At 42.3% G+C, this 18,650-nt stretch carries 21 protein-coding genes; all 21 read left to right on the forward strand.

Annotated elements, in window-relative coordinates:
- Positions 1–27: 27 nt before the first annotated feature.
- Positions 28–405, forward strand: coding sequence for a hypothetical protein (locus MUB35_RS03600; protein WP_118593945.1), 378 nt, complete (start codon positions 28–30; stop codon positions 403–405).
- A 62-nt stretch (positions 406–467) separates the two neighbouring features.
- Entirely contained in the window at positions 468–722 is a 255-nt protein-coding gene (locus MUB35_RS03605; RefSeq protein WP_242850030.1) for a hypothetical protein, read from the forward strand.
- Positions 722–2,365, forward strand: coding sequence for a PBSX family phage terminase large subunit (locus tag MUB35_RS03610; RefSeq protein ID WP_244805801.1), 1,644 nt, complete (start codon positions 722–724; stop codon positions 2,363–2,365). Before MUB35_RS03605 ends, MUB35_RS03610 begins: the two co-directional genes overlap by 1 nt.
- Before the next feature lie 35 nt (positions 2,366–2,400).
- Positions 2,401–3,765, forward strand: a complete 1,365-nt coding sequence (locus tag MUB35_RS03615) for a hypothetical protein (RefSeq protein ID WP_244805802.1) — start codon at positions 2,401–2,403, stop codon at positions 3,763–3,765.
- Positions 3,766–3,768: 3 nt separating this feature from the next.
- A complete protein-coding gene (locus tag MUB35_RS03620; protein ID WP_033143968.1) occupies positions 3,769–4,986 on the forward strand; it encodes a phage minor capsid protein in 1,218 nt (405 codons plus the stop codon).
- A gap of 134 nt (positions 4,987–5,120) precedes the next feature.
- On the forward strand, positions 5,121–5,759 hold the full coding sequence (locus MUB35_RS03625; RefSeq protein ID WP_244783696.1) for a phage scaffolding protein: 639 nt from the start codon (positions 5,121–5,123) through the stop codon (positions 5,757–5,759).
- 19 nt (positions 5,760–5,778) lie between these two features.
- Positions 5,779–6,795 carry a hypothetical protein gene (locus tag MUB35_RS03630; RefSeq protein ID WP_244805803.1) on the forward strand — a complete coding sequence of 339 codons (1,017 nt, stop codon included), beginning with the start codon at positions 5,779–5,781 and terminating at the stop codon, positions 6,793–6,795.
- Between the two features lie 11 nt (positions 6,796–6,806).
- Positions 6,807–7,277 (forward strand): hypothetical protein, encoded by a 471-nt coding sequence (locus MUB35_RS03635; protein WP_244805804.1) that lies wholly within the window; start codon positions 6,807–6,809, stop codon positions 7,275–7,277.
- Entirely contained in the window at positions 7,264–7,611 is a 348-nt protein-coding gene (locus MUB35_RS03640) for a hypothetical protein (RefSeq protein WP_033143965.1), read from the forward strand. The genes MUB35_RS03635 and MUB35_RS03640 overlap by 14 nt, the downstream gene beginning before the upstream one ends.
- Positions 7,612–7,621: 10 nt before the next feature.
- Complete coding sequence (locus tag MUB35_RS03645; RefSeq protein ID WP_033143964.1) at positions 7,622–8,071, forward strand: hypothetical protein; 450 nt, start codon at positions 7,622–7,624, stop codon at positions 8,069–8,071.
- A complete protein-coding gene (locus tag MUB35_RS03650) occupies positions 8,072–8,545 on the forward strand; it encodes a minor capsid protein (RefSeq protein ID WP_244805805.1) in 474 nt (157 codons plus the stop codon). It abuts the gene before it with no gap.
- A gap of 4 nt (positions 8,546–8,549) precedes the next feature.
- Entirely contained in the window at positions 8,550–9,041 is a 492-nt protein-coding gene (locus MUB35_RS03655; protein ID WP_244805806.1) for a hypothetical protein, read from the forward strand.
- A 14-nt stretch (positions 9,042–9,055) separates the two neighbouring features.
- A complete protein-coding gene (locus MUB35_RS03660) occupies positions 9,056–9,547 on the forward strand; it encodes a hypothetical protein (RefSeq protein ID WP_227212002.1) in 492 nt (163 codons plus the stop codon).
- A gap of 85 nt (positions 9,548–9,632) precedes the next feature.
- On the forward strand, positions 9,633–10,091 hold the full coding sequence (locus tag MUB35_RS03665; RefSeq protein WP_118593933.1) for a hypothetical protein: 459 nt from the start codon (positions 9,633–9,635) through the stop codon (positions 10,089–10,091).
- Positions 10,091–10,696 carry a Gp15 family bacteriophage protein gene (locus tag MUB35_RS03670; RefSeq protein WP_118593932.1) on the forward strand — a complete coding sequence of 202 codons (606 nt, stop codon included), beginning with the start codon at positions 10,091–10,093 and terminating at the stop codon, positions 10,694–10,696. The genes MUB35_RS03665 and MUB35_RS03670 overlap by 1 nt, the downstream gene beginning before the upstream one ends.
- Before the next feature lie 17 nt (positions 10,697–10,713).
- Entirely contained in the window at positions 10,714–14,640 is a 3,927-nt protein-coding gene (locus tag MUB35_RS03675) for an apolipoprotein A1/A4/E domain-containing protein (protein WP_118593931.1), read from the forward strand.
- A 9-nt stretch (positions 14,641–14,649) separates the two neighbouring features.
- Positions 14,650–15,021: a hypothetical protein gene (locus MUB35_RS03680; protein WP_118593930.1), complete on the forward strand. Its 372-nt coding sequence runs from the start codon at positions 14,650–14,652 to the stop codon at positions 15,019–15,021.
- On the forward strand, positions 15,018–17,342 hold the full coding sequence (locus MUB35_RS03685; RefSeq protein ID WP_118593929.1) for a hypothetical protein: 2,325 nt from the start codon (positions 15,018–15,020) through the stop codon (positions 17,340–17,342). The genes MUB35_RS03680 and MUB35_RS03685 overlap by 4 nt, the downstream gene beginning before the upstream one ends.
- Positions 17,302–17,508, forward strand: a complete 207-nt coding sequence (locus MUB35_RS03690; protein ID WP_118593928.1) for a hypothetical protein — start codon at positions 17,302–17,304, stop codon at positions 17,506–17,508. The genes MUB35_RS03685 and MUB35_RS03690 overlap by 41 nt, the downstream gene beginning before the upstream one ends.
- 3 nt (positions 17,509–17,511) lie before the next feature.
- Positions 17,512–17,955: a gp53-like domain-containing protein gene (locus MUB35_RS03695; protein ID WP_243108099.1), complete on the forward strand. Its 444-nt coding sequence runs from the start codon at positions 17,512–17,514 to the stop codon at positions 17,953–17,955.
- A gap of 51 nt (positions 17,956–18,006) precedes the next feature.
- Positions 18,007–18,650, forward strand: a 644-nt coding sequence (locus tag MUB35_RS03700; RefSeq protein ID WP_244805807.1) for a hypothetical protein, incomplete at its 3' end; no start/stop codon positions are given.

The raw sequence follows: 18,650 nt of genomic DNA on the forward strand, positions 1-18,650 counted from the left end.
TACCATTTATATGAGGGAGGTGATAATATGCAAGATTTAAGAAAATTTACACCGGAACAAATTATTGCAAGAGCAAAGCTCTATGAAAGAAAAATGAGGTGGCTACAGGCTGATGCAAGACAGTTTATAGCTGGTGAGCGTAACGACGAAAAGGAGATACTGAGCAGATACCATGCACTGCGGAAAGAAATATCTCAGGAATCAAAATATCTGGAATCCTACAAAGGAGAGATATACTACATATCAGAAGTCCATGACGCTTATCAAAATGGAATGGATGACTGCAGAAGGAATGGCTTTTCGCATGTGACAGAGAAAAAGGTATCAAACAGGATTGTATCTATATTGGAAGAGGCCATATATCGGCTGACAAAAGAGCTGGATTACATGGGTGTATATAAGTGATTGATTAGGAGGCGGTTTAGGACCGTCTCTTTTTAATGCAATAAAATAGAGGAGGGGATAAGGTGAATACACGAAGCATAATGAAAAAGCTACAGACAGCTATACTAAAAGAAGGATTAGTAGTAAGCATAGATACGCGACAGTTTTATGCTCAAGATCAGCAACGTATGATAACAATATTCCGCCTTACCACCCCAGTATCACACCGTAAGAAAACAGGGAAATTAAAAGATGAGCAGATGACGATACTTTCGTCTACATCTGGCATAGAGGCTATACAATGCCTGAACGACATATATAAGGCGGTGAAAACTTAATGCAAGACGAGCTTATAGGAAAGTTAAAACCGCAATATAAGGCGTTCGCCGATAATTACATAGAAAATGGCGGCAATATGACAAAGGCGGCGAGAGATGCCGGATATGCAGAAAAGGGCTTGAACAAACGAGTGGGAAGGCTGATGGCAAACGAGGGCATAAAGGCTTATATAGCATGCCGACAGCAAGAAATTGATTCACAGCGGATATGCAGCCTGAAGGAAATACAAGAGTTTCGTTCCCGTGTTGTTCGTGGGGAAGAAAAAGACCAATTTGAACTTGACGCTGCCCTCACAGAAAGATTAAAAGCCGCGAATGATTTAGAAAAAGCTTTAAAAATCAAGGAAGAGGAAGAAGAGAGACAGCGTATTGCAGAAGCAGCCCGTAATGCCGGGATATGGCATATGGACTTAGACATCATTGCAGACGGTTTTCACCCAATTATCCGTGATATAAGGAATAGAAAACATACGGAATATGATTTCCCCGGTGGTAGAGGTTCCACGAAATCTTCATCAGTGTCGTGTATAGTCGGAGAATTGATAAAAAACAACAGTGATATGCACGCCCTTATTCTGCGAAAGGTAGGAAATACCTTGAAGGACTCAGTCTATGCACAGATGAAATGGGCAATACAGAAGATGGGGCTGGAGGATGAGTTTATATATAAGTTGTCTCCGCTAGAGATTATATACAAACCTACTGGACAGAAAATATATTTCCGTGGTGCGGATGACCCATTGAAAATAAAATCAATTAAACCGGAATTTGGTTATATCGGGATAGTGTGGTTTGAGGAGCTTGACCAGTTCGCCGGGCCGGAGGAGATCCGTAGCATCGAACAGTCTGCTATCCGTGGCGGAGATGTTGCATATAAGTTTAAATCATTCAATCCGCCTAAGAGTAAAAATAACTGGGCAAATGAATATGTAGCGGAGACAGAGAGAGAGAATCCAGATGCTGTGGTGTACAGGAGCACGTATAAGGATGTGCCGGCGGAATGGTTGGGCCGGAAGTTTATCGACGATGCGGAACATTTGCGAGAAGTAAATCCAGAAGCGTATGAGAATGAGTATGACGGTGTGGCTAACGGTTCTGGCGGAAACGTATTTGAATACCTTGAAATCAGAGAGATTACAGATGATGAAATTGACCGTATGGATAGGATCTATCAAGGCGTTGACTGGGGATGGTACCCGGATAAGTATGCGTTTATCCGGTCGTATTACGACAGCCATCATGAAAAGATATATCTGATTGATGAAAATTATGTAAACAAAACGCCGAATAAGAAAACGGCAGAGTGGATAATCAAACATGGGTATGACGATTATCTGATTACTTGTGACAGCAACGAGAACAAATCCGTGAATGACTACAGGGATATGGGTATTCTGGCAAGAGCAGCTATCAAAGGCCCTGGAAGCGTAGAGTACGGGTTTAAGTGGCTGCAAGGCAAGACAATCGTGATAGACAGGTGCAGGACACCAAATGCCTACAATGAGATTACCAAATATGAGTATGCCAGAGATAAGGATGGTAATATCATGAGTGGTTATCCAGAGGGACAGGAAGACCATATAATAGCGGCATTACGCTATGCGTATGAGGACTTCTTCAATCGGAGGGGGAATTCAGCGTAATGGGAATTATATCAATAATTAAGAGGTGGTGGGGAATGTTGTTTAAAAACGAAGCAGAGAGAGAGTTTAACGTCAGCCCGGTAACATCCCCGCAGATGGACGCTCTTATTAATAAGTGCGTGATGGTGTACAGAGGCCATCCGCCGTGGGTAAATGAAAAGGACAATGTTCGGACAATCAATTTTGCTAAAACCATATGTGAGGAGACTGCCAGGCTGATAACGCTTGCAGTCTCCATTTCTGTTAGCGGATCACCAATGGGTGAATACCTGCAAAAGCAGATAGACAAATGCTATTTCAACCTACGTAAGTGGGTAGAGATGGGGCTGGCGCATGGCACAGCGATTCTCAAGCCTAATGGCAGCGGTGTGGATGTATTTGCCCCGGCTGATTTCATCATCACATCCACGGACGATAACGGTAATATCAATGGGATTATATTCAAAGATGGCTACCAGAATGGTAATAGGTATTATACCAGGTTGGAGTATCACAGATTTGAAGCTGACTATGTGTATGCCATATCTAATAGGGCATATGTGTCTGATAGTCAAGATGAAATTGGAAAGAAGATAGACCTGGAAAAGACACGCTGGTCGAATTTGTTGCCAGATGCATATATCACCAAGGAAAATAATGAGAGACTGGACAGCCCTCTATTTGGAGTGTTCAGCACACCTGACGCAAACAATGTAGATAGCAGCAGCACACTGGGACTGCCTATATTCTCCACTGCGATTGAGGAACTAAAGGACCTTGATATAGCATATAGCAGGAATGCGTATGAAATTGACATCAGTCAAAAAATAACCCTGCTGGATGATAGGCTGACACAAAAAAGCGGAATGAAAATAGGAAGTAATCAAGACATAAAACTTCCTAAATTCGTGAGGAATGTGTTCGGTGGTAGCGCAAACGAATTCTATCAGGAAATAAACCCACAGTTAAATACGGAGACAAGAAAAGTGGGAATCAACATGTACCTGTCGTTTATTGCTTATAAATGTGGTTACAGCAACGGTTACTTCGTATTTGATGAAAAAACGGGGATGGTAACGGCGACGCAGATAGAAGCAGACCAGCAGAGGACAATACAGTTTATAAAGGACTGCCGGGACAAGCTGGAAAACTGTATGGACGGCCTGATATATGCATTGCAGATCATGGCGGAGCTGTATGGCCTGGCACCCTCCGGGCAGTATGAGGTGGAATACGGCTTCGGAGATATCATATACAGCTACGAAGAGGACAAAGCAAACTGGTGGAAGTATGTGGTAAATTGGAAAATCCCGGCATGGAAGTATTTTGTGAAGTTTGAAAACATGACAGAGGAAGAAGCAAAAGCCCTCACAGCAGAGGCACAGCCGGATGAACCGACGTTATTTGGAAAGGAAGAGTAGCTTATGCTGTCACCGGATTATTTAAGGCAGATAACAGAAGGGGCAGAAGAGAATGCCAGTAAATTACACCAGAAGATTATAATCCTTATCATCTCTCGTATGGTCAGGAGACTGGAAAGGAGAGAGGATTATCTTTTCACTCCAATTGATAGATGGCAGATAGAAACAATTCAGGAGTCAGGATACCTGCTAGAGGATATCCAGAAGGAGATATCAAGCCATCTCAGAATCCAATATAATGAGGTCAAAAACAGGATGGAAGAGGCAGGTATAAAAGCTATTGAGTATGATAATGAAGTGTATAAAGCTGCTGGACTGTCCCCTACGCCACTAAAACAAGCGCCACACCTGATTAGGCTTATGCAAAGAAATTATGAAGCTACTAATGGGGAACTGCGGAACCTTACACGGACAACCGTCAATGCCGCACAGCAGACGTTTATTGAGGAATGTGATATGGCGTATGAGAAGGTCACTCGAAATGTACAACCGTTATCGGGAGCGGTGAGAGAAGCAGTTGATAATGTGTCGAAAACTGGCGTGAAAATTGTGTATCCATCCGGTCATGAGGACTACATAGAGACAGCAGTTGCAAGGGCAGTAAGAACAGGTGTGGCGCAGGCCACAGGAGATATACAGATTGCGCGCATGGAGGAAATGGAGTGGGACATTATACTCACAAGCGCACATTATGGGGCACGTACTGGAGATGGCGGGGAAAACCCAGGTAATCATTATTGGTGGCAGGGGAAATTTTTTAGCCGTACTGGTCAGGATAAAAGGTTTCCTGATTTTCGCACTTCAACAGGATATGGTTCCGTAACTGGATTGTGCGGTGCAAATTGCCGCCATTCTTTCGGACCTGGAGACGGCATTCATAATCCATATGGTGACATTGATTCCGAAGCAAACAAGAAGATTGAGGATATTAACAAGCACATGAGAGAAATGGAACGTAATATCCGTAAAACAAAGCAAGAGTTGCTTGGTTTGCGAACGGCAATTGAGAGCACAGGGGATGAAAAGTTGAAGTATGAGTTACAACAAGAATATGACCATATAGCTGCCACCCTTAAAAGACAGAATGCTAAATATAAGAATTTTTGTGATATGCATAATATAAAACCTTTGCAGGAAAGGTTGCATATTGCAAAGTGGGGGCCTCCAGAGGAGATGAAGGCCAGAGCGGCTGTGGATAGATACAATAACAAATCTACATAAGAGGTGCGTGTGGTTCTTCGGGAACATACATGGGGTTCGATTCCCCTCACACGCGTTACCTGGCCGGGGGTCAATCCGGCAGAATCCAACCGCAGAAAGAACGGTCAATAAAATCATTTCAGGAGGCAAGGAAAATGAAAAACATTTATGAAATCATGAAAGAGTTCGGAATTGAGATCCCGGAAGGCAAGAAGGATGGATTCGACAAGGCATGGAAAGAAAATTACCGGACAAAGGCTGAATTCGAGAAGGCGGCAGCCAAAAGGGACGAATACAAACAGTCTCTTGAGGACGTGCAGGGAAAACTTGAAGATTTTGAGAAGGTGGATGTGGAAGACTTGCAAAACCAGGTTAAAACCCTAACAGCAGACTTGCAGAAAGAGAAGGAAGAGCGTGCTGCCGAAGAGTCACGCAGGGCATTGGAGAAGACAGTAGACACATTCATGGGAGACAAGAAATTCGTGAACTCCCTGACCGCAGACAGTATCAGGGAGAAACTCATGGAAGAACTGGACAAGGATACCGCAAAAGGAAAATCTATTGAAGATATCTTCAAAGGACTTATCACAGACAAAGACGGGAACCAGATCCCGAATATTGTCGTGGATGAGGGACAGCAGAAGGCTGAACAGAATAAGGCAAAATTCACTACTAAGTTCACCGGTACTGGAAATGGCGGCATGACAAAAGATGATTTCAGGAAGCTGTCCCTAGACGAACGTACTAAATTGAAACAGAGTGACCCGGAACTGTACGAAGCAATGAGAAAATGAAAATAGGAGGAAATAAGTTATGGCAATGACTGGAACATTTGGAGGTTTTGTATTTGACCCGGAGGTATTCTCCGAATATATGACAGAACAGCCTACATGGAATGACAGAATTTTAGCATCCGGTATTTTGGTACAGGATAATACGATTATGGATTTGATCGGTGACAAGGGAAATGTGGCAACACTGCCTTTCTATGTGCCGATTGATGCCGAAGGGGACCCGGCGCTGAACAATGATGGAGAAACGGACAACACCCCGTCCGAGATTACTGGAAGCAAACAGACCTGTATGTTGATCCAGAGGATGAAAGCATGGAAGGCACAGGATTTTACAAAAGAACTGACTGGAGCGGACCCTATGACACATGTCGCGAACAGTGTGTCCGGATACTATCGTCAGGTGAGAGCTAAAGACCTGATGTCTATTGTGGATGCTGTGTTAAGCCTTGACGGGATGGCGAATCATATCACAGATATCTCGGCTGTAGAAGGGGACCCTGCGGAGGCAAATAAAGTAGATGAGACTACGCTTATTTACGCACAGCAGAAAGCAATCGGGGATTCTGCAGAGAATATGGGACTTTTGTTCCTGCACTCTTATATGTATGCCAGATACAAGGCTATGGGGCTTGTGGATTACAACAAATATACTGTGCCGAATGCTCTGGCTGGTGATGTGGAAATGCCGACGATCGGAGGCTTCATCCCGGTAGTGTCTGATCGGTTTACAGTAGATACTTCTGGTTCCGCGCCGGTATATAAGACTTATATGATTGGCTCCGGCTCTATACTTACCTGTGATAAGACCAACTATGAAGACCCATACTACGCAGACTACGACCCAGAGACAAAAGCGGGCATCCGCAAACTGTATACGAAGCAGGGGTATGTCATGCATCCAAATGGATTTTCTATTGCCGCAACAAAAATTAAAAAGGAGTCCCCAACCAATGTAGAACTCGGGACAAAGACAAACTGGTCTTTGGCTTACAAGGAGAAGAACATCCGCATGGGTATGATTAAGTCCAATGGATAAGAGGTGACGTTATGTATACCACATACGAATTTTACACAACACGCTATTTTGGAGACGCAATCCCAGAAGAGGCCTTTGAAAAATTTTGCCAACGGTCTTGTGATGAGATTGACATTTTTACATTCAACCGGTTGATAGATGGACTTCCGACTAATGAAAGAGTGGCAGCCAGGGTGCAGAAAGCAGTATGCGCCCTGGCTGAATTGTTTTACCGGATAGAAGCAGAAGATAGAAAGGCAGAGGAATCTACTGGTATTATCAACAAAGAGGACGGAACGGTGATAGGAAAGCAGATAACCGCCGTGTCATCCGGGAGCGAGTCTATACATTATGCTGTGGGACAAGGTACAACAACCAGTACCATAACTACAGCAGTGAAAGATATGAAAGCCCGTAGGCGATTGGAATATGACACGGTGAAGGAATATCTAACTGGTGTCAAAGATGATAAAGGAGAGTTGCTACTATATGCAGGATTGTAAAATTAATGTTTTAGGGACAAAATATAGTCTATTTTTCCGTAAGAGAGATGAGGACGAAGGATTAAAAGAAAATGATGGGTATTGTGACAAAACCAGTAAAGAACTTGTGATCTGTGTTCATGAACCAGAATTAGGTTCAGTCAAGAATCTTGAGGTTTACGAAAAGAAAGTAGCGCGACATGAAATCATCCATGCCTTTATTGAAGAAAGTGGGCTTTCCGATAATACTTTCATATGTAAAGAAGGATGGGCGAAGAATGAAGAGATGGTTGACTGGATGGCCGCTCAGCTTCCAAAAATATTTGTAGCATTTTCAAAAGCTGATGTGATGTGAGGTGGTTCCCATGTACAATAGAACGATTACTGTATTTAATCGTAGTGGCAGCGAAAAGAATGGCTTTGTTTGGTTCCCGACTGTCATTGATGGCGTATACCTTATCATAGACAAGGGTGCTGGTATGGTCAAAACTGGGCTGGCAGAAGCGAATAAGGCTAACCTGCATATCCAGTATATATCTGTAGGCGGAAAGGTACTGGTGGTCGGAAAACCGTACATGCTGCCGAAAGAGTGGAATACGCAGTCAGATGAGGAAAAAGCAACCTCAATCACATTCAACGAGGGATGTGACTTCTTTATTGATGGCGAATACGCTGAGAAAGTGATTGTTGAGGATGAAAGCATTTATACGAATGGCCTGTTATCCTATATGAAATCTAAATATGATAATGTGTTTAAAATTAACACTGTGGGGAAATACAGCCTTATCCCACACTTCGAGATCGGTGGTGAGTAGATGGCACGAAAGCATTTCAAGGGGTTCTCTATAGAGGAAATGGGCGTCAAGATCAAACTTGACATGGGCGGAGCTGAAAAAGCTATGCGCCGTGCACAGTACGCGCTTGATGGTGCCATAATGCAAAGTATGATACCTTTTATGCCAAAAGTTACCGGGGACTTTATACAACGCACTGTTGCAAAAAGTGCCGCTGTCCAAGGTACAGGAACCGTCTATGCTGGTGCAGGACCGGAAGGCCGATATCTATATATGGGAAAAGTCATGGTTGATGCAAAAACCGGAAAAGGTCCTATGAATATACCTGGAGTTGGCTTGAGATATAAAAAGGGGACAAAACTTAAGGCGACAGAGCGTGAGTTGGATTTTAATAAATTAGCTAATCCCGATGTGCAGAAAGAATGGTTCCTCCCAGCAAAGAAGAAAGACCTTAAGAGTTGGATTGAGCAGGCGCAGAACGCCATAAAGGAGTAAGAGTATGGCAGGTATAAAATATGACACTGGCGGCTCCGCAGTGATGACAAAGGCTATAGATGAACTGATAAACCGGTTCCCCGGATGGACAGAAGAGGAAGAAGTTGTTTTTTCATTTATCAGTGATGATTCGGGAGTGGCATGGTATCCAGTATCAGGAGCGGTAATAGAAATAGAAAAAAAGACAATTATAGGTGAGGTGCGGCAGACCTGCCAGTATCCGTTTTATGTGCTCTATCGTACTGCAACAACGTCTGAGCGATCGCGGATCAGCGTAAAAGAAAAGCTTGATAAGCTGGGAGAATGGTTAGAACGGCAAGATATAACCGTATCTGGACAGCATTATAAGCTGAATGGGTACCCAGAAATAGGGGGCCGCAAGATAAATTCAATTCGCCGAACCACACCATCATACAATGCAAACAATTATGATGATGGCATCTGCGACTGGGTTGTTTATATAACCGTGCAATACGAAAATAATTATTTTGAGTAAAGGAGAATGACAATATGAAAGCTGAAAGACAGTACCTTGCACACTTTATTGATGCTGCTTTTGACACAACTTATGCAGCGAGCACTTATGTTAGGCTGGGGGATGATCTGGAAGAATTTAACGAGGAGCTTAACCCAGAAGTCGAAACGAAAAAAAATATATTAGGAAGCCAGAGCGTACAGCATTCTGGATATGAGGTAAGTTCAGAGGTTTCGCCCTATTATTACTCATACGATGATAATTTATCAGAAAAAATCATGGATATAGCAATGAACAGGAAGAAGGGGGATGCATGTAAGACCTCACAGGTAGATGTACTGCTGAAGGCTGACGGTTCAGTCCTTAAGGCGTGGCGTGAAGATGTGTACGTAATCCCTGATTCTGTAGGCGGTGATACAACAGGAGTGCAGATCCCATTCACTGTATATAATGCCGGAAATCGTGTGGAAGGTAAATTTGATTTAAGCACTAAGAGATTTACAGCAGGGTCCAGTAATGAAGCATGAACGCTACTGAATGCAGTTAAATAAGCATATTTTGAATCGTTGAGTAATAAGGAACTTTTAATTGGGACAGAAAAGGAGTTAGAGTATGAGCAATAAATTAGTGAAACCAAATTCGCAGATAGCGAATAGAAATGAAGAAGAACTGATTATTAATACCGGAACGAAAAAATATGTGATCAAAGATGAACACAGACGGCCGATGGGGGAATTCTTTTGGAATCCGTCCGATACTGGTATCTTAAGCCGGTATGATGATGTAGTTACATTTTTTAACAATCTGGATCTGAAAGAGGGAGAAGATGCAGAAAAATTTATTGTTGATGCAGACAAAGGGATTGTAGAAAAAATGTCGTATCTGCTGAACGAAGATACCAGCACTTCTTTGTTCAGCAGAGTGGCGCCATTGTCCATGTTGGCTAATGGGAATGTATATGCCTATGAAGTTTTGGAACGGATTGCAGGTTTGGTCGAAAAAGAAAGCAAAATCAGGGTGAACAGAGCGAATACAAAGGTAAATAAATACACAAGGAAGTACCATAACTAATGGATGTATGGGAACTTCCAAAATCTTTAATCGTTTGTGGCAAAGAGCATAAGATACGCACGGATTTTCGTGAAATCGTTGATATTCTTAGAGCTTTTAATGACCCTGAGTTAAATGACACAGACAAGATTCTGACAATGATTGACATACTCTATACCGACATTGAAATTGTTGAAAATATGGGGACAATATATGTTCTGTCCAATGGGAAACCGCTGTCACAAGAAGAGGTTACAGAAGCTATACAAAAAGGCGTGGAATTTATCGACGCGGGAACTGAAGGGGATAACAAGCCTAAACCGCGCATTATGGACTGGGAACAAGACGCTCCTTTGATATTTCCATCTGTAAATAAAATGATCGGGCATGACGTAAGGGCAATGAAATATATGCACTGGTGGACGTTCCTGGGGTATTTTATGGAAATACCAGACGGTACATTTTTACAGGTAATAAATATCCGACAGAAAAAAAACAGCAAGTCTAAGATGGAAAAATGGGAGAAGAAATTTTATAACGAAAACCGTAAATTATGTGATCTGGACAAACGGCTCTCAAAGGAAGAGCAGGAAGAACGGGACAAGCTGAATAAAATGCTTGGATAGCAGGGGGGGTGACAGGATTGGAAGATGGTTCCATTATCATTGATTCGTCGATTGATACAGATGGCGTAAAAGCTGGGGCAGATAATATAAAGGACATACTCAAAAGCCTGGTACTGTCATGTGACAAGCTGCGCGCATCAATAGACGCGCTCTCTGCATCCATGTCAGAAGGGTTTAAAAGTGCCGGCGGCAGTGCAAAAGAGGCTACTAATGGAATAAAAGAGTTAGAAAACGCGGAAAAAAAGGCAAAAAAGCAGGCAGAAGATTTAAACGATATCCATATAGACCGTGCTGACGATATCAAAGAAGGTGAACTCCCCAAAAGTATAGAATGGTCTGGAAAAGGCGGATATGATCCTAAGGCTATAGAGTATATAGAAAACTATGCAAATAAAGCATCCAGCGCAATAGACAACCTAAAAGCAAAAGCGGAGGATTATAAACGGCAACTGAAAGAACTTGAAAAAGCTGGAAAATATTTCGATAACAGTGACGAGTATCAGGACGTATATATTGAGTTGCAGAACATAAATGGACAGATTAGGGAGTATAAGAAGAATCTTAATGATATGGCTTACGGCGGTAAACTGGACAGCATGGAGACTGAATTGGAATCCCTCAGAGCCAAGACTAGAAACCTAACAGAGGAAACCAGATATTACGAACTGGAGTTGAAACGACTATCAGGCCAGGGGCTAGGGCTTGGAGACAAAGAATACGACAGCGTATACCAAAAACTTCAAAAAGCAAGATCTGCTGAAAAGGAGTATAAGAAAAGTCTTAATAGTACCAGCAATGCGCAGAAGCGTTCTTCAAAGACTGGAAAAACTTTGGCAGTAGCACTTGGCGGTTTGGCTAAACGCGTAAATAAGCTGACGTTCCATGCGTTTACTCTTAGTAAATCTCTTATGCTGCGTGGCGTGCGCGGCGCTGTTAATGGTGTTTCTACTGGATTTAAGAAGCTTGCAAGTATATTACATAGGACGAACAAAGAATCGAATAAATTCGGTATGGGCAGGATGCTGGGAATGTCTATCATGTACAGCACAGTTTTTAAAGTCCTGTATGGAATCACCACGGCAATAAAGGAGGGGCTTGTAAGCCTGTCTCAGTATTCTGATGAGACAAATAAGAGTTTGTCCATGCTGCTATCTGCATTAACACGCCTAAAAAATAGTGTCGCTACGGCATTTGCACCACTTATAAGCGCAGTTGCTCCTATATTGACAAAATTTATCAATCTTTTGTCACAGGCTATAACATATGTTGGAATGTTTATCGCGGCGCTTACCGGAAAAAACAGTTTCACAAGGGCAAAGGCAGTACAGCAGGACTTCGCCGACACTTACGGGGAGACAGCAAAGAACGCGGATAAGGCTACAAATTCTATCAATGACCAGTCTGATGCGCTGAAAGACGCAGCGGACGAGGCAGAAGGCTATCTCTCCCCCATTGACGAGATCAACAAAATCCAAAAGAAGATCACTGATACATCTAAAAACAGCGGTAATGACAGCGGGATCAGTACACCCGATACTGGGCTAAAGCCAGAGGACATGTTTGAAACAGTGCCGATAGATAATGCGATCCAGGATTTTGTAAAACGATTGAAAGACCTTATCAAATCAGGTGATTTTGAGGAGATAGGGCGTATCCTTGGAGAAAAAATCAACGGTGCGGTTAAGAAGATAACAGATTTTATTGACTGGAAAAACTGCGGTGGAGTTATCACGAACTTCATCAATAAATTTTGCGATCTTTTTAATAGCCTTGTGAAGACTATTAACTGGGAAGCAATAGGGCGAATGTTCGGAACTGGAATCAACACACTCGTGAATACCTTGTATCTTCTGTTTACCGGAATAGATTGGATGGAATGCGGAAAGGCATTTGCGAAGGGAATTAATGGGCTTGTTGATACAGTGAATTGGAAGAAGCTTGGGCTTATGATTGGGGCCGGGTTCATGATGGTAGTCAATATGCTGTATGGATTTGTCACAACAGCAGACTGGCATAAAATCGGACAGGCACTTGCAGACTGCATTATGGGGCTTTCTGAAAGCGTTGACCTTCCATTGCTCGGCACTGCATTGGGAATTGGCTTACAGGGTGTTTTAAATAGCCTATACACGTTTGTCACAGGCGTGGATTGGGGAAAAATAGGAAGTCAGATAGGCTCTTGCCTGATGAATATGATACACAACATTGACTTCGGTACGTTTGGCGCACTTATGGGTTCTTCATTGACTGGAGCACTTAACATGCTGCATAACTTTATCGGGGAAATTAGGTGGATAGAAGTCGGAAAGAAGATTGCCGCAAGTCTGAATAATTTTTTCCGTACAGTGAACTGGGCAGATGTTGGTGCTACATTTAGCGATGCGGCAAAAGGAATTTTAGATACCCTTATTACAGCAGTACAGGAGACGAATTGGGAAGAGTTTGGCAGAAATATCGGTGACATGCTGGCCGCGATTGATTGGAAGGGTGTGTTTGACCGAATATGGAAACTTGCAAAATCAGTGCTGGTTGAAGGATTTGGTGGATTTCTTTCAGGAATATTAGAAACCGCACCAGGAAAGATTATAGCCGTCGTGGCCGGAATATTGGCTGCGGTAAATATTGGTGCAAAGATTCTAGGGTTTATTGGAGATATTTCTTATGCACTAGGCGGCACACAGGCCACTGGAAAACTCGGAGGAGCGATTACTCTCTTAACAAAATTCCTCGGCGGAAAGGAAGGAATAGCGGGGATTTTTGCTAAGGATGGAAAAATAATGGGTGCTCTTTCGGGCGGACTCGGAACAGTTTCAACTATTCTCGGAAATGGAATAAAAGCGATTGGTGGCGCATTGGCAACAACAGGCCCTTGGGGAATCATTATAGTGGCTGCTATCGCGGCTCTTATTGCTGTTATATGCAACTGGGACAAAGTAAAGAAATTCTTTACTGAAGACCTTCCTAACTGGTGGAGTTCATCTGTAGCCCCTAAATTCACAGCGGCAAAAGACTGGGTGGTACAGAAATCTACAGAATTAAAAGACGGAACTATAAAGCAAATAGATACGTTAAAGAAAAATATAGGAGAAGCGTTTGAGGTGATAAAGACATCTGCTCAGAACAAAATGGCTGCGGCAAAGGAAAAAGTCGTAAACATTGCGTCAAGTATGAAATCAGGTGCCGTGGAAAAGATAAGCAATTTAAAAGAGTCTGCATCAACGAAATGGAATGAGTTAAGGGATATTACGGCAAGCAAATGGCAGAGTATAAAAGCTTCGGTTTCCGAATCGGCTTCTTCACTTGCGAAAGAGTCTAAAAGCAAAATTACAGAGCTAAAGAGTGGTATTGCAGAGCAGTGGAAGCAGGCTTTAAGTGAAACAAATTCAAAATGGAAGTCTATAAAAGAAAGTGTAACAAATGGGGCGAAGAATATGCAGAGCGGAGCAATATCACCGCTTAAAATGATCGCTCAATCATTCAAAAGTACATTTTCAAGTCTTGTCGGCATCGTGACCAGACCGTTCCAACAGATTGTTTCTGCAGCGTCGAGTTTAGCAAGTAGGATATCCAGCATCATAAACAGCATCAGGTATAGTTTTAGCTCTATAACCGGTATGGGGTCTGGATTAAGCTTTAGCAGTTATTCCTACCGCCCCAGAAGCTACACTATGCCGCGTTTGGCAAGCGGTACAGTTGTTCCAAGGCATGCCGGTGAATTCGCCGCTATTTTGGGAGATAACAACAAAGAGACAGAAGTTGTCTCACCCCTTTCCACCATGAAGAAAGCATTTAAAGAAGCGTACAGGGAAATGGGAGGAAATGCAGGCGCAAGAACCTATAATGTAAAAGCCGATGTGCAGCGGAGGACGTTATTTGAACTCGTTATTGATGAAGCAAAAATGAGACGGACCCAATCCGGCGTCAATCCATTTGATTTAGTATAGGAGGGCAACATGGAACAATTTAGGATAAACGGGGTGGCAATTGCCGCCCCATCTACATTTAGTCCGGTTTTTGCAACCACATCAACAGAAGACAGTGACAGATCGCAGGATGGCGTTATGCACAATACTCCTATGTTTACAATTGGGGGTTATGATATAGTCTGGGATTACCTTAGGTGGGAGGAGATAGCAAATATCCTTAACCAGTGTGTTGGCAGAGGTAGTGTGTTATTTCACTACCCCAATCCGCGCATCCCGGGCCGCTGGCAGGATGGCGAATTTTACTGTTCTAATTTTAATATGGATGCGCAAACCCTTGAAGAAGGATTTGAAATTTGGGAAGGGTTACAAATTAATTTCAGGAGTGTGAATCCAGAGTGATCAATGTAAGCAATGAATTTAGAGAAGTAATGAAAATTCGCAGAGATTTTTTGCAATATGCCGATATTCTATTTACCGACGGTAGGACTATTAATTTAGGTCCGAAAGATTTTGCATTGTCAAATAATTCAATAACTGATTCTGCCGGAATGAACACTCTTCCTCTTGGTGCGGCAATAGCAAAGAGTATACAGCTCGAAATCATAAATGATAAGGAACAGTTCGCAGACTATGATTTCCTTATGGCTGAAATACATTTAACCTTGAAATTACAGCTTTCGGGTACCATAGAATCGGTAAACAAGGGCACATACACCGTAATTACCCCCGAATCTTATGGGAGTACGATTATTGTAGAAGCCGTTGATGATATGTATAAGGCGGATAAGGATTATGCAACTAAGCTTAAGTTCCCAGCCACAATAGGAGAAATGTATAGAGACATCTGTGAACGCAAAGGATTCATGATGGGTTCCAGTACATTTCTGCATGACGATTTTGTAGTGAAAACTAAGCCTGAGGGTATGACTGAGCGCCAGATTTTAGGCTATATCGCTATGATAGCCTGTGGGAATGCCAGATTTGATGTGGATGGATTCCTTAAGATACAAACATATAACTTTGGCAAATATACAGCACCAATAATGAGTGCTGATCGTAAGTTCATCCTGGACACAAACGGAAAACAGATATTAAGTGTATGGGGGAAAAAGAATAAGGCACATGACTTAAATAACTTTTTCAGCAATATGAAAGTAGGAACAGATGACATCATAATAACAGGCATAAAAACTGTTGTAGATGAGAATAGCGAGAATAGCAATGAGATAATGGAAGGAAACGAGGGATATGTGCTATCAATTTCTAATCCACTTATCACGGGAGAAGAGAAAAAGGTGGTGTCATGGCTCGCTAACGAGCTGATCGGTGTCAGATTCAGAAAATTTTCTGGAGATCATACGGCAGACCCAACAATTGAATTTATGGATCTGGCCTATATCACATCTACAAGAGGAGATAAAAGGAATACATATATGACGGTTATTACTGACGTTGTGTTTAATGTATTTGGATATACGTCTTTATCAAACAGCGCAAATGATACAATTAGGAATAGTAGCAAATATACCAGTGAAGCGGCAAAGGCGTATGTAAATGCCAAAAAGGACAGTATTAAACAGTTGGGTAATTACGAGTCAGTATTGCAGCAAATCACAAAACTAATAAGTCAAGGATATGGCATGTATCTCACCCCTGTAGAACAGGAAGATGGGAGTATCATTTATTACATGCACGATAAGCCTACCATAGAAGATTCTAGTTACACGTGTTACTGGACAAGCAACGGAATAATCGCCTCTCTTGACGGAGGTGCTACGTGGGCCGTTGACAAAAACGGAAATGCTCTTTTTAACACCATTACAGCAATAGGATTAAATTTTGACTGGCTGCATGGCGGGACTATAAAATTAGGCGGTAATGACAATAAAAATGGTTTGTTGAAAATTTTAAATGCATCTGGTGCCGAAATAGCTCAAATGGATAATCTGGGATTGAACTATAACGATAATTTGTTGGTTGGATACAATAACAAAGGGTGTACAAATTATCCTGTGATAAAAGAAACATATACTTCCGGTGGAAAATCTACATCTTGTGAAATAGCACAAGGCTCAGTATTTGTTTACAATGATGAAGGCGGTACCAATGACTTTACACGAAAGGCTTATGCAAGAGTAGGCACAATGCTTGACTATGGTTATATAGCAACAATTAATGCATCCACTGGTAAGACATTAGTTTCTTTAACAAATAATATATATTCGACAGGTTCACTTTCATGCAGCGGGACTAAAAGCAGAATTGCGGGGACCCGAAATTATGGTGATGTGAAATTGTACTGCTATGAAATGCCAGCTCCCATGTTTGGTGACATAGGGGAAGGGTGCATAGACGATAAAGGCGAGTGCTATATATTTTTAGATGATATCTTTTCCGAAACAGTAAATACAGAGGCGTGCTATCAAGTGTTTTTGCAGAAAGAATGCAAAGGCGATATATGGGTGGAAAGCAAAACATTATCCTATTTTGTGGTAAAAGGAACCCCTAATGTTAAGTTCGCGTGGGAAATTAAAATAAAGCAATTGGGGTTTGAGCTTGAAAGACTGGAAGCGTTTTCAGACGATGAGTTAATACCATCTAATGCAGAAGAGATTGATTACGAAGCACAAGCAGCTACTATGGTGAAAGAATATTATGAAGGTTTGGAGGATATGCAGGATGAAGAAATTAACAAGTTTCACAAAACTTACAACTGGTGAAGGGATGAGGATTGCTTTTACTTTTTCAGAGGTCAACGATAGGGGAAGACTTATCAGCCAAAATAATAAAGGGAACTTTGTCTTGATAGATGAAGAGATAATGGCAAAAGTTAACGACATAGAAAGATTTATAAGCGATAATTTTTTAGTGGATCAGGAGGTATAAAATATGGCAGGACTTGATGCAACGACGGAAGTTGATGGTGTGCTTATAAAATCGTTCCCTCTTTTAACGACCATAAATGATACAGATGATCTGCTCATTGAAACGGCTCCAACTACAGGTGATCCGAAGACTGGAAGAACAAAGGTAAAAACATTGAAGGAAATGTTCAATGGTGAATTTGATTCCACTTTAAAAGGGATGTCAATTCAATACGGCCGTGTCAGTATTAAACCAGTCGCAAATACCCCGACAATGAAGCATGTGCAATTTCCGAGGGCCTTCGCAGGGCAGCCATGTGTTGTGGTTACTCCGGTAACATCCGTTCCCGGCACTAATGTTTTAGGAACTGGCGCTTCAAATAATTCAAATGATGGTTTTGACGCTTACGTGACAAGGACGAACACAACAGAAACAATATTAGTATGGATCGCAATTGGCCCAGTGTAGATCATAATATTATAAATCAACCATATGGATACAAGATTGTTGAGGTGAAATATGAAAGCAGTAAAAAAAATTGAGATTAGTGTATTACATAAGCGGACTATGCCTCTGGCTGTCTATACAATGCAGGGAGACACTGGCAGGGAAATAGAGTGTACGGTAGTTGACTGGGATATACCTGCAGGTGCTACAGCACGTGTCTGGGTAGTAAAGCCGTCGAAAAAAGTTGTGTATATCGATGGCAATATAATGGAGAATTCAGTGGTTTTTTCTCTGACGAATCAGATGCTTGCGGAATCTGGCGTTGCTATATGCATAATAGAGTTTGCCAGCGGTGATGACGTAGTATCTTCATTTCCGTTCAATCTTTGCATAGACGGAAGTGCCAGAGGAGACGGAATACCGAGTGAAAATGAATCAACGGTGTTGGAAGGAATGTTTGAAGCGCTGGGACAGGATGCGATCAAGACGCTGAATGAGGCAAAGGCACAGGTACATAACGTCCAGACAGCCGCGGCAGAGTCAGTCAAAAATATAGAGACGGTTGGGAAAGCCCAGATTGATGCCATCAAAGAGGCAGGTGGCGGCATTGAGCAGGCTCTCTCCAATTATTTTGCCCTACGCAGAAATGGGCTGGTGTTTACCACAAAGATTTACAAATACGCAACCTCAACCAGTCCGGTGGGCGTGAAGATGAA

Source organism: Blautia sp. NSJ-175, from assembly GCF_022867815.1.
GTDB classification, from domain to species: Bacteria; Bacillota; Clostridia; order Lachnospirales; family Lachnospiraceae; genus Blautia; species Blautia celeris.

Excerpts from the sequence above, each read along its gene's own strand:
- MUB35_RS03600 (WP_118593945.1), top strand. The coding sequence starts at position 28 with ATGCAAGATTTAAGAAAATTTACACCGGAACAAATTATTGCAAGAGCA.
- MUB35_RS03610 (WP_244805801.1), top strand. The coding sequence starts at position 722 with ATGCAAGACGAGCTTATAGGAAAGTTAAAACCGCAATATAAGGCGTTC.
- MUB35_RS03615 (WP_244805802.1), top strand. The coding sequence starts at position 2,401 with ATGTTGTTTAAAAACGAAGCAGAGAGAGAGTTTAACGTCAGCCCGGTA.
- MUB35_RS03620 (WP_033143968.1), top strand. The coding sequence starts at position 3,769 with ATGCTGTCACCGGATTATTTAAGGCAGATAACAGAAGGGGCAGAAGAG.
- MUB35_RS03625 (WP_244783696.1), top strand. The coding sequence starts at position 5,121 with ATGAAAAACATTTATGAAATCATGAAAGAGTTCGGAATTGAGATCCCG.
- MUB35_RS03630 (WP_244805803.1), top strand. The coding sequence starts at position 5,779 with ATGGCAATGACTGGAACATTTGGAGGTTTTGTATTTGACCCGGAGGTA.
- MUB35_RS03635 (WP_244805804.1), top strand. The coding sequence starts at position 6,807 with ATGTATACCACATACGAATTTTACACAACACGCTATTTTGGAGACGCA.
- MUB35_RS03640 (WP_033143965.1), top strand. The coding sequence starts at position 7,264 with ATGCAGGATTGTAAAATTAATGTTTTAGGGACAAAATATAGTCTATTT.
- MUB35_RS03645 (WP_033143964.1), top strand. The coding sequence starts at position 7,622 with ATGTACAATAGAACGATTACTGTATTTAATCGTAGTGGCAGCGAAAAG.
- MUB35_RS03650 (WP_244805805.1), top strand. The coding sequence starts at position 8,072 with ATGGCACGAAAGCATTTCAAGGGGTTCTCTATAGAGGAAATGGGCGTC.
- MUB35_RS03655 (WP_244805806.1), top strand. The coding sequence starts at position 8,550 with ATGGCAGGTATAAAATATGACACTGGCGGCTCCGCAGTGATGACAAAG.
- MUB35_RS03660 (WP_227212002.1), top strand. The coding sequence starts at position 9,056 with ATGAAAGCTGAAAGACAGTACCTTGCACACTTTATTGATGCTGCTTTT.
- MUB35_RS03665 (WP_118593933.1), top strand. The coding sequence starts at position 9,633 with ATGAGCAATAAATTAGTGAAACCAAATTCGCAGATAGCGAATAGAAAT.
- MUB35_RS03670 (WP_118593932.1), top strand. The coding sequence starts at position 10,091 with ATGGATGTATGGGAACTTCCAAAATCTTTAATCGTTTGTGGCAAAGAG.
- MUB35_RS03680 (WP_118593930.1), top strand. The coding sequence starts at position 14,650 with ATGGAACAATTTAGGATAAACGGGGTGGCAATTGCCGCCCCATCTACA.
- MUB35_RS03690 (WP_118593928.1), top strand. The coding sequence starts at position 17,302 with ATGAAGAAATTAACAAGTTTCACAAAACTTACAACTGGTGAAGGGATG.
- MUB35_RS03695 (WP_243108099.1), top strand. The coding sequence starts at position 17,512 with ATGGCAGGACTTGATGCAACGACGGAAGTTGATGGTGTGCTTATAAAA.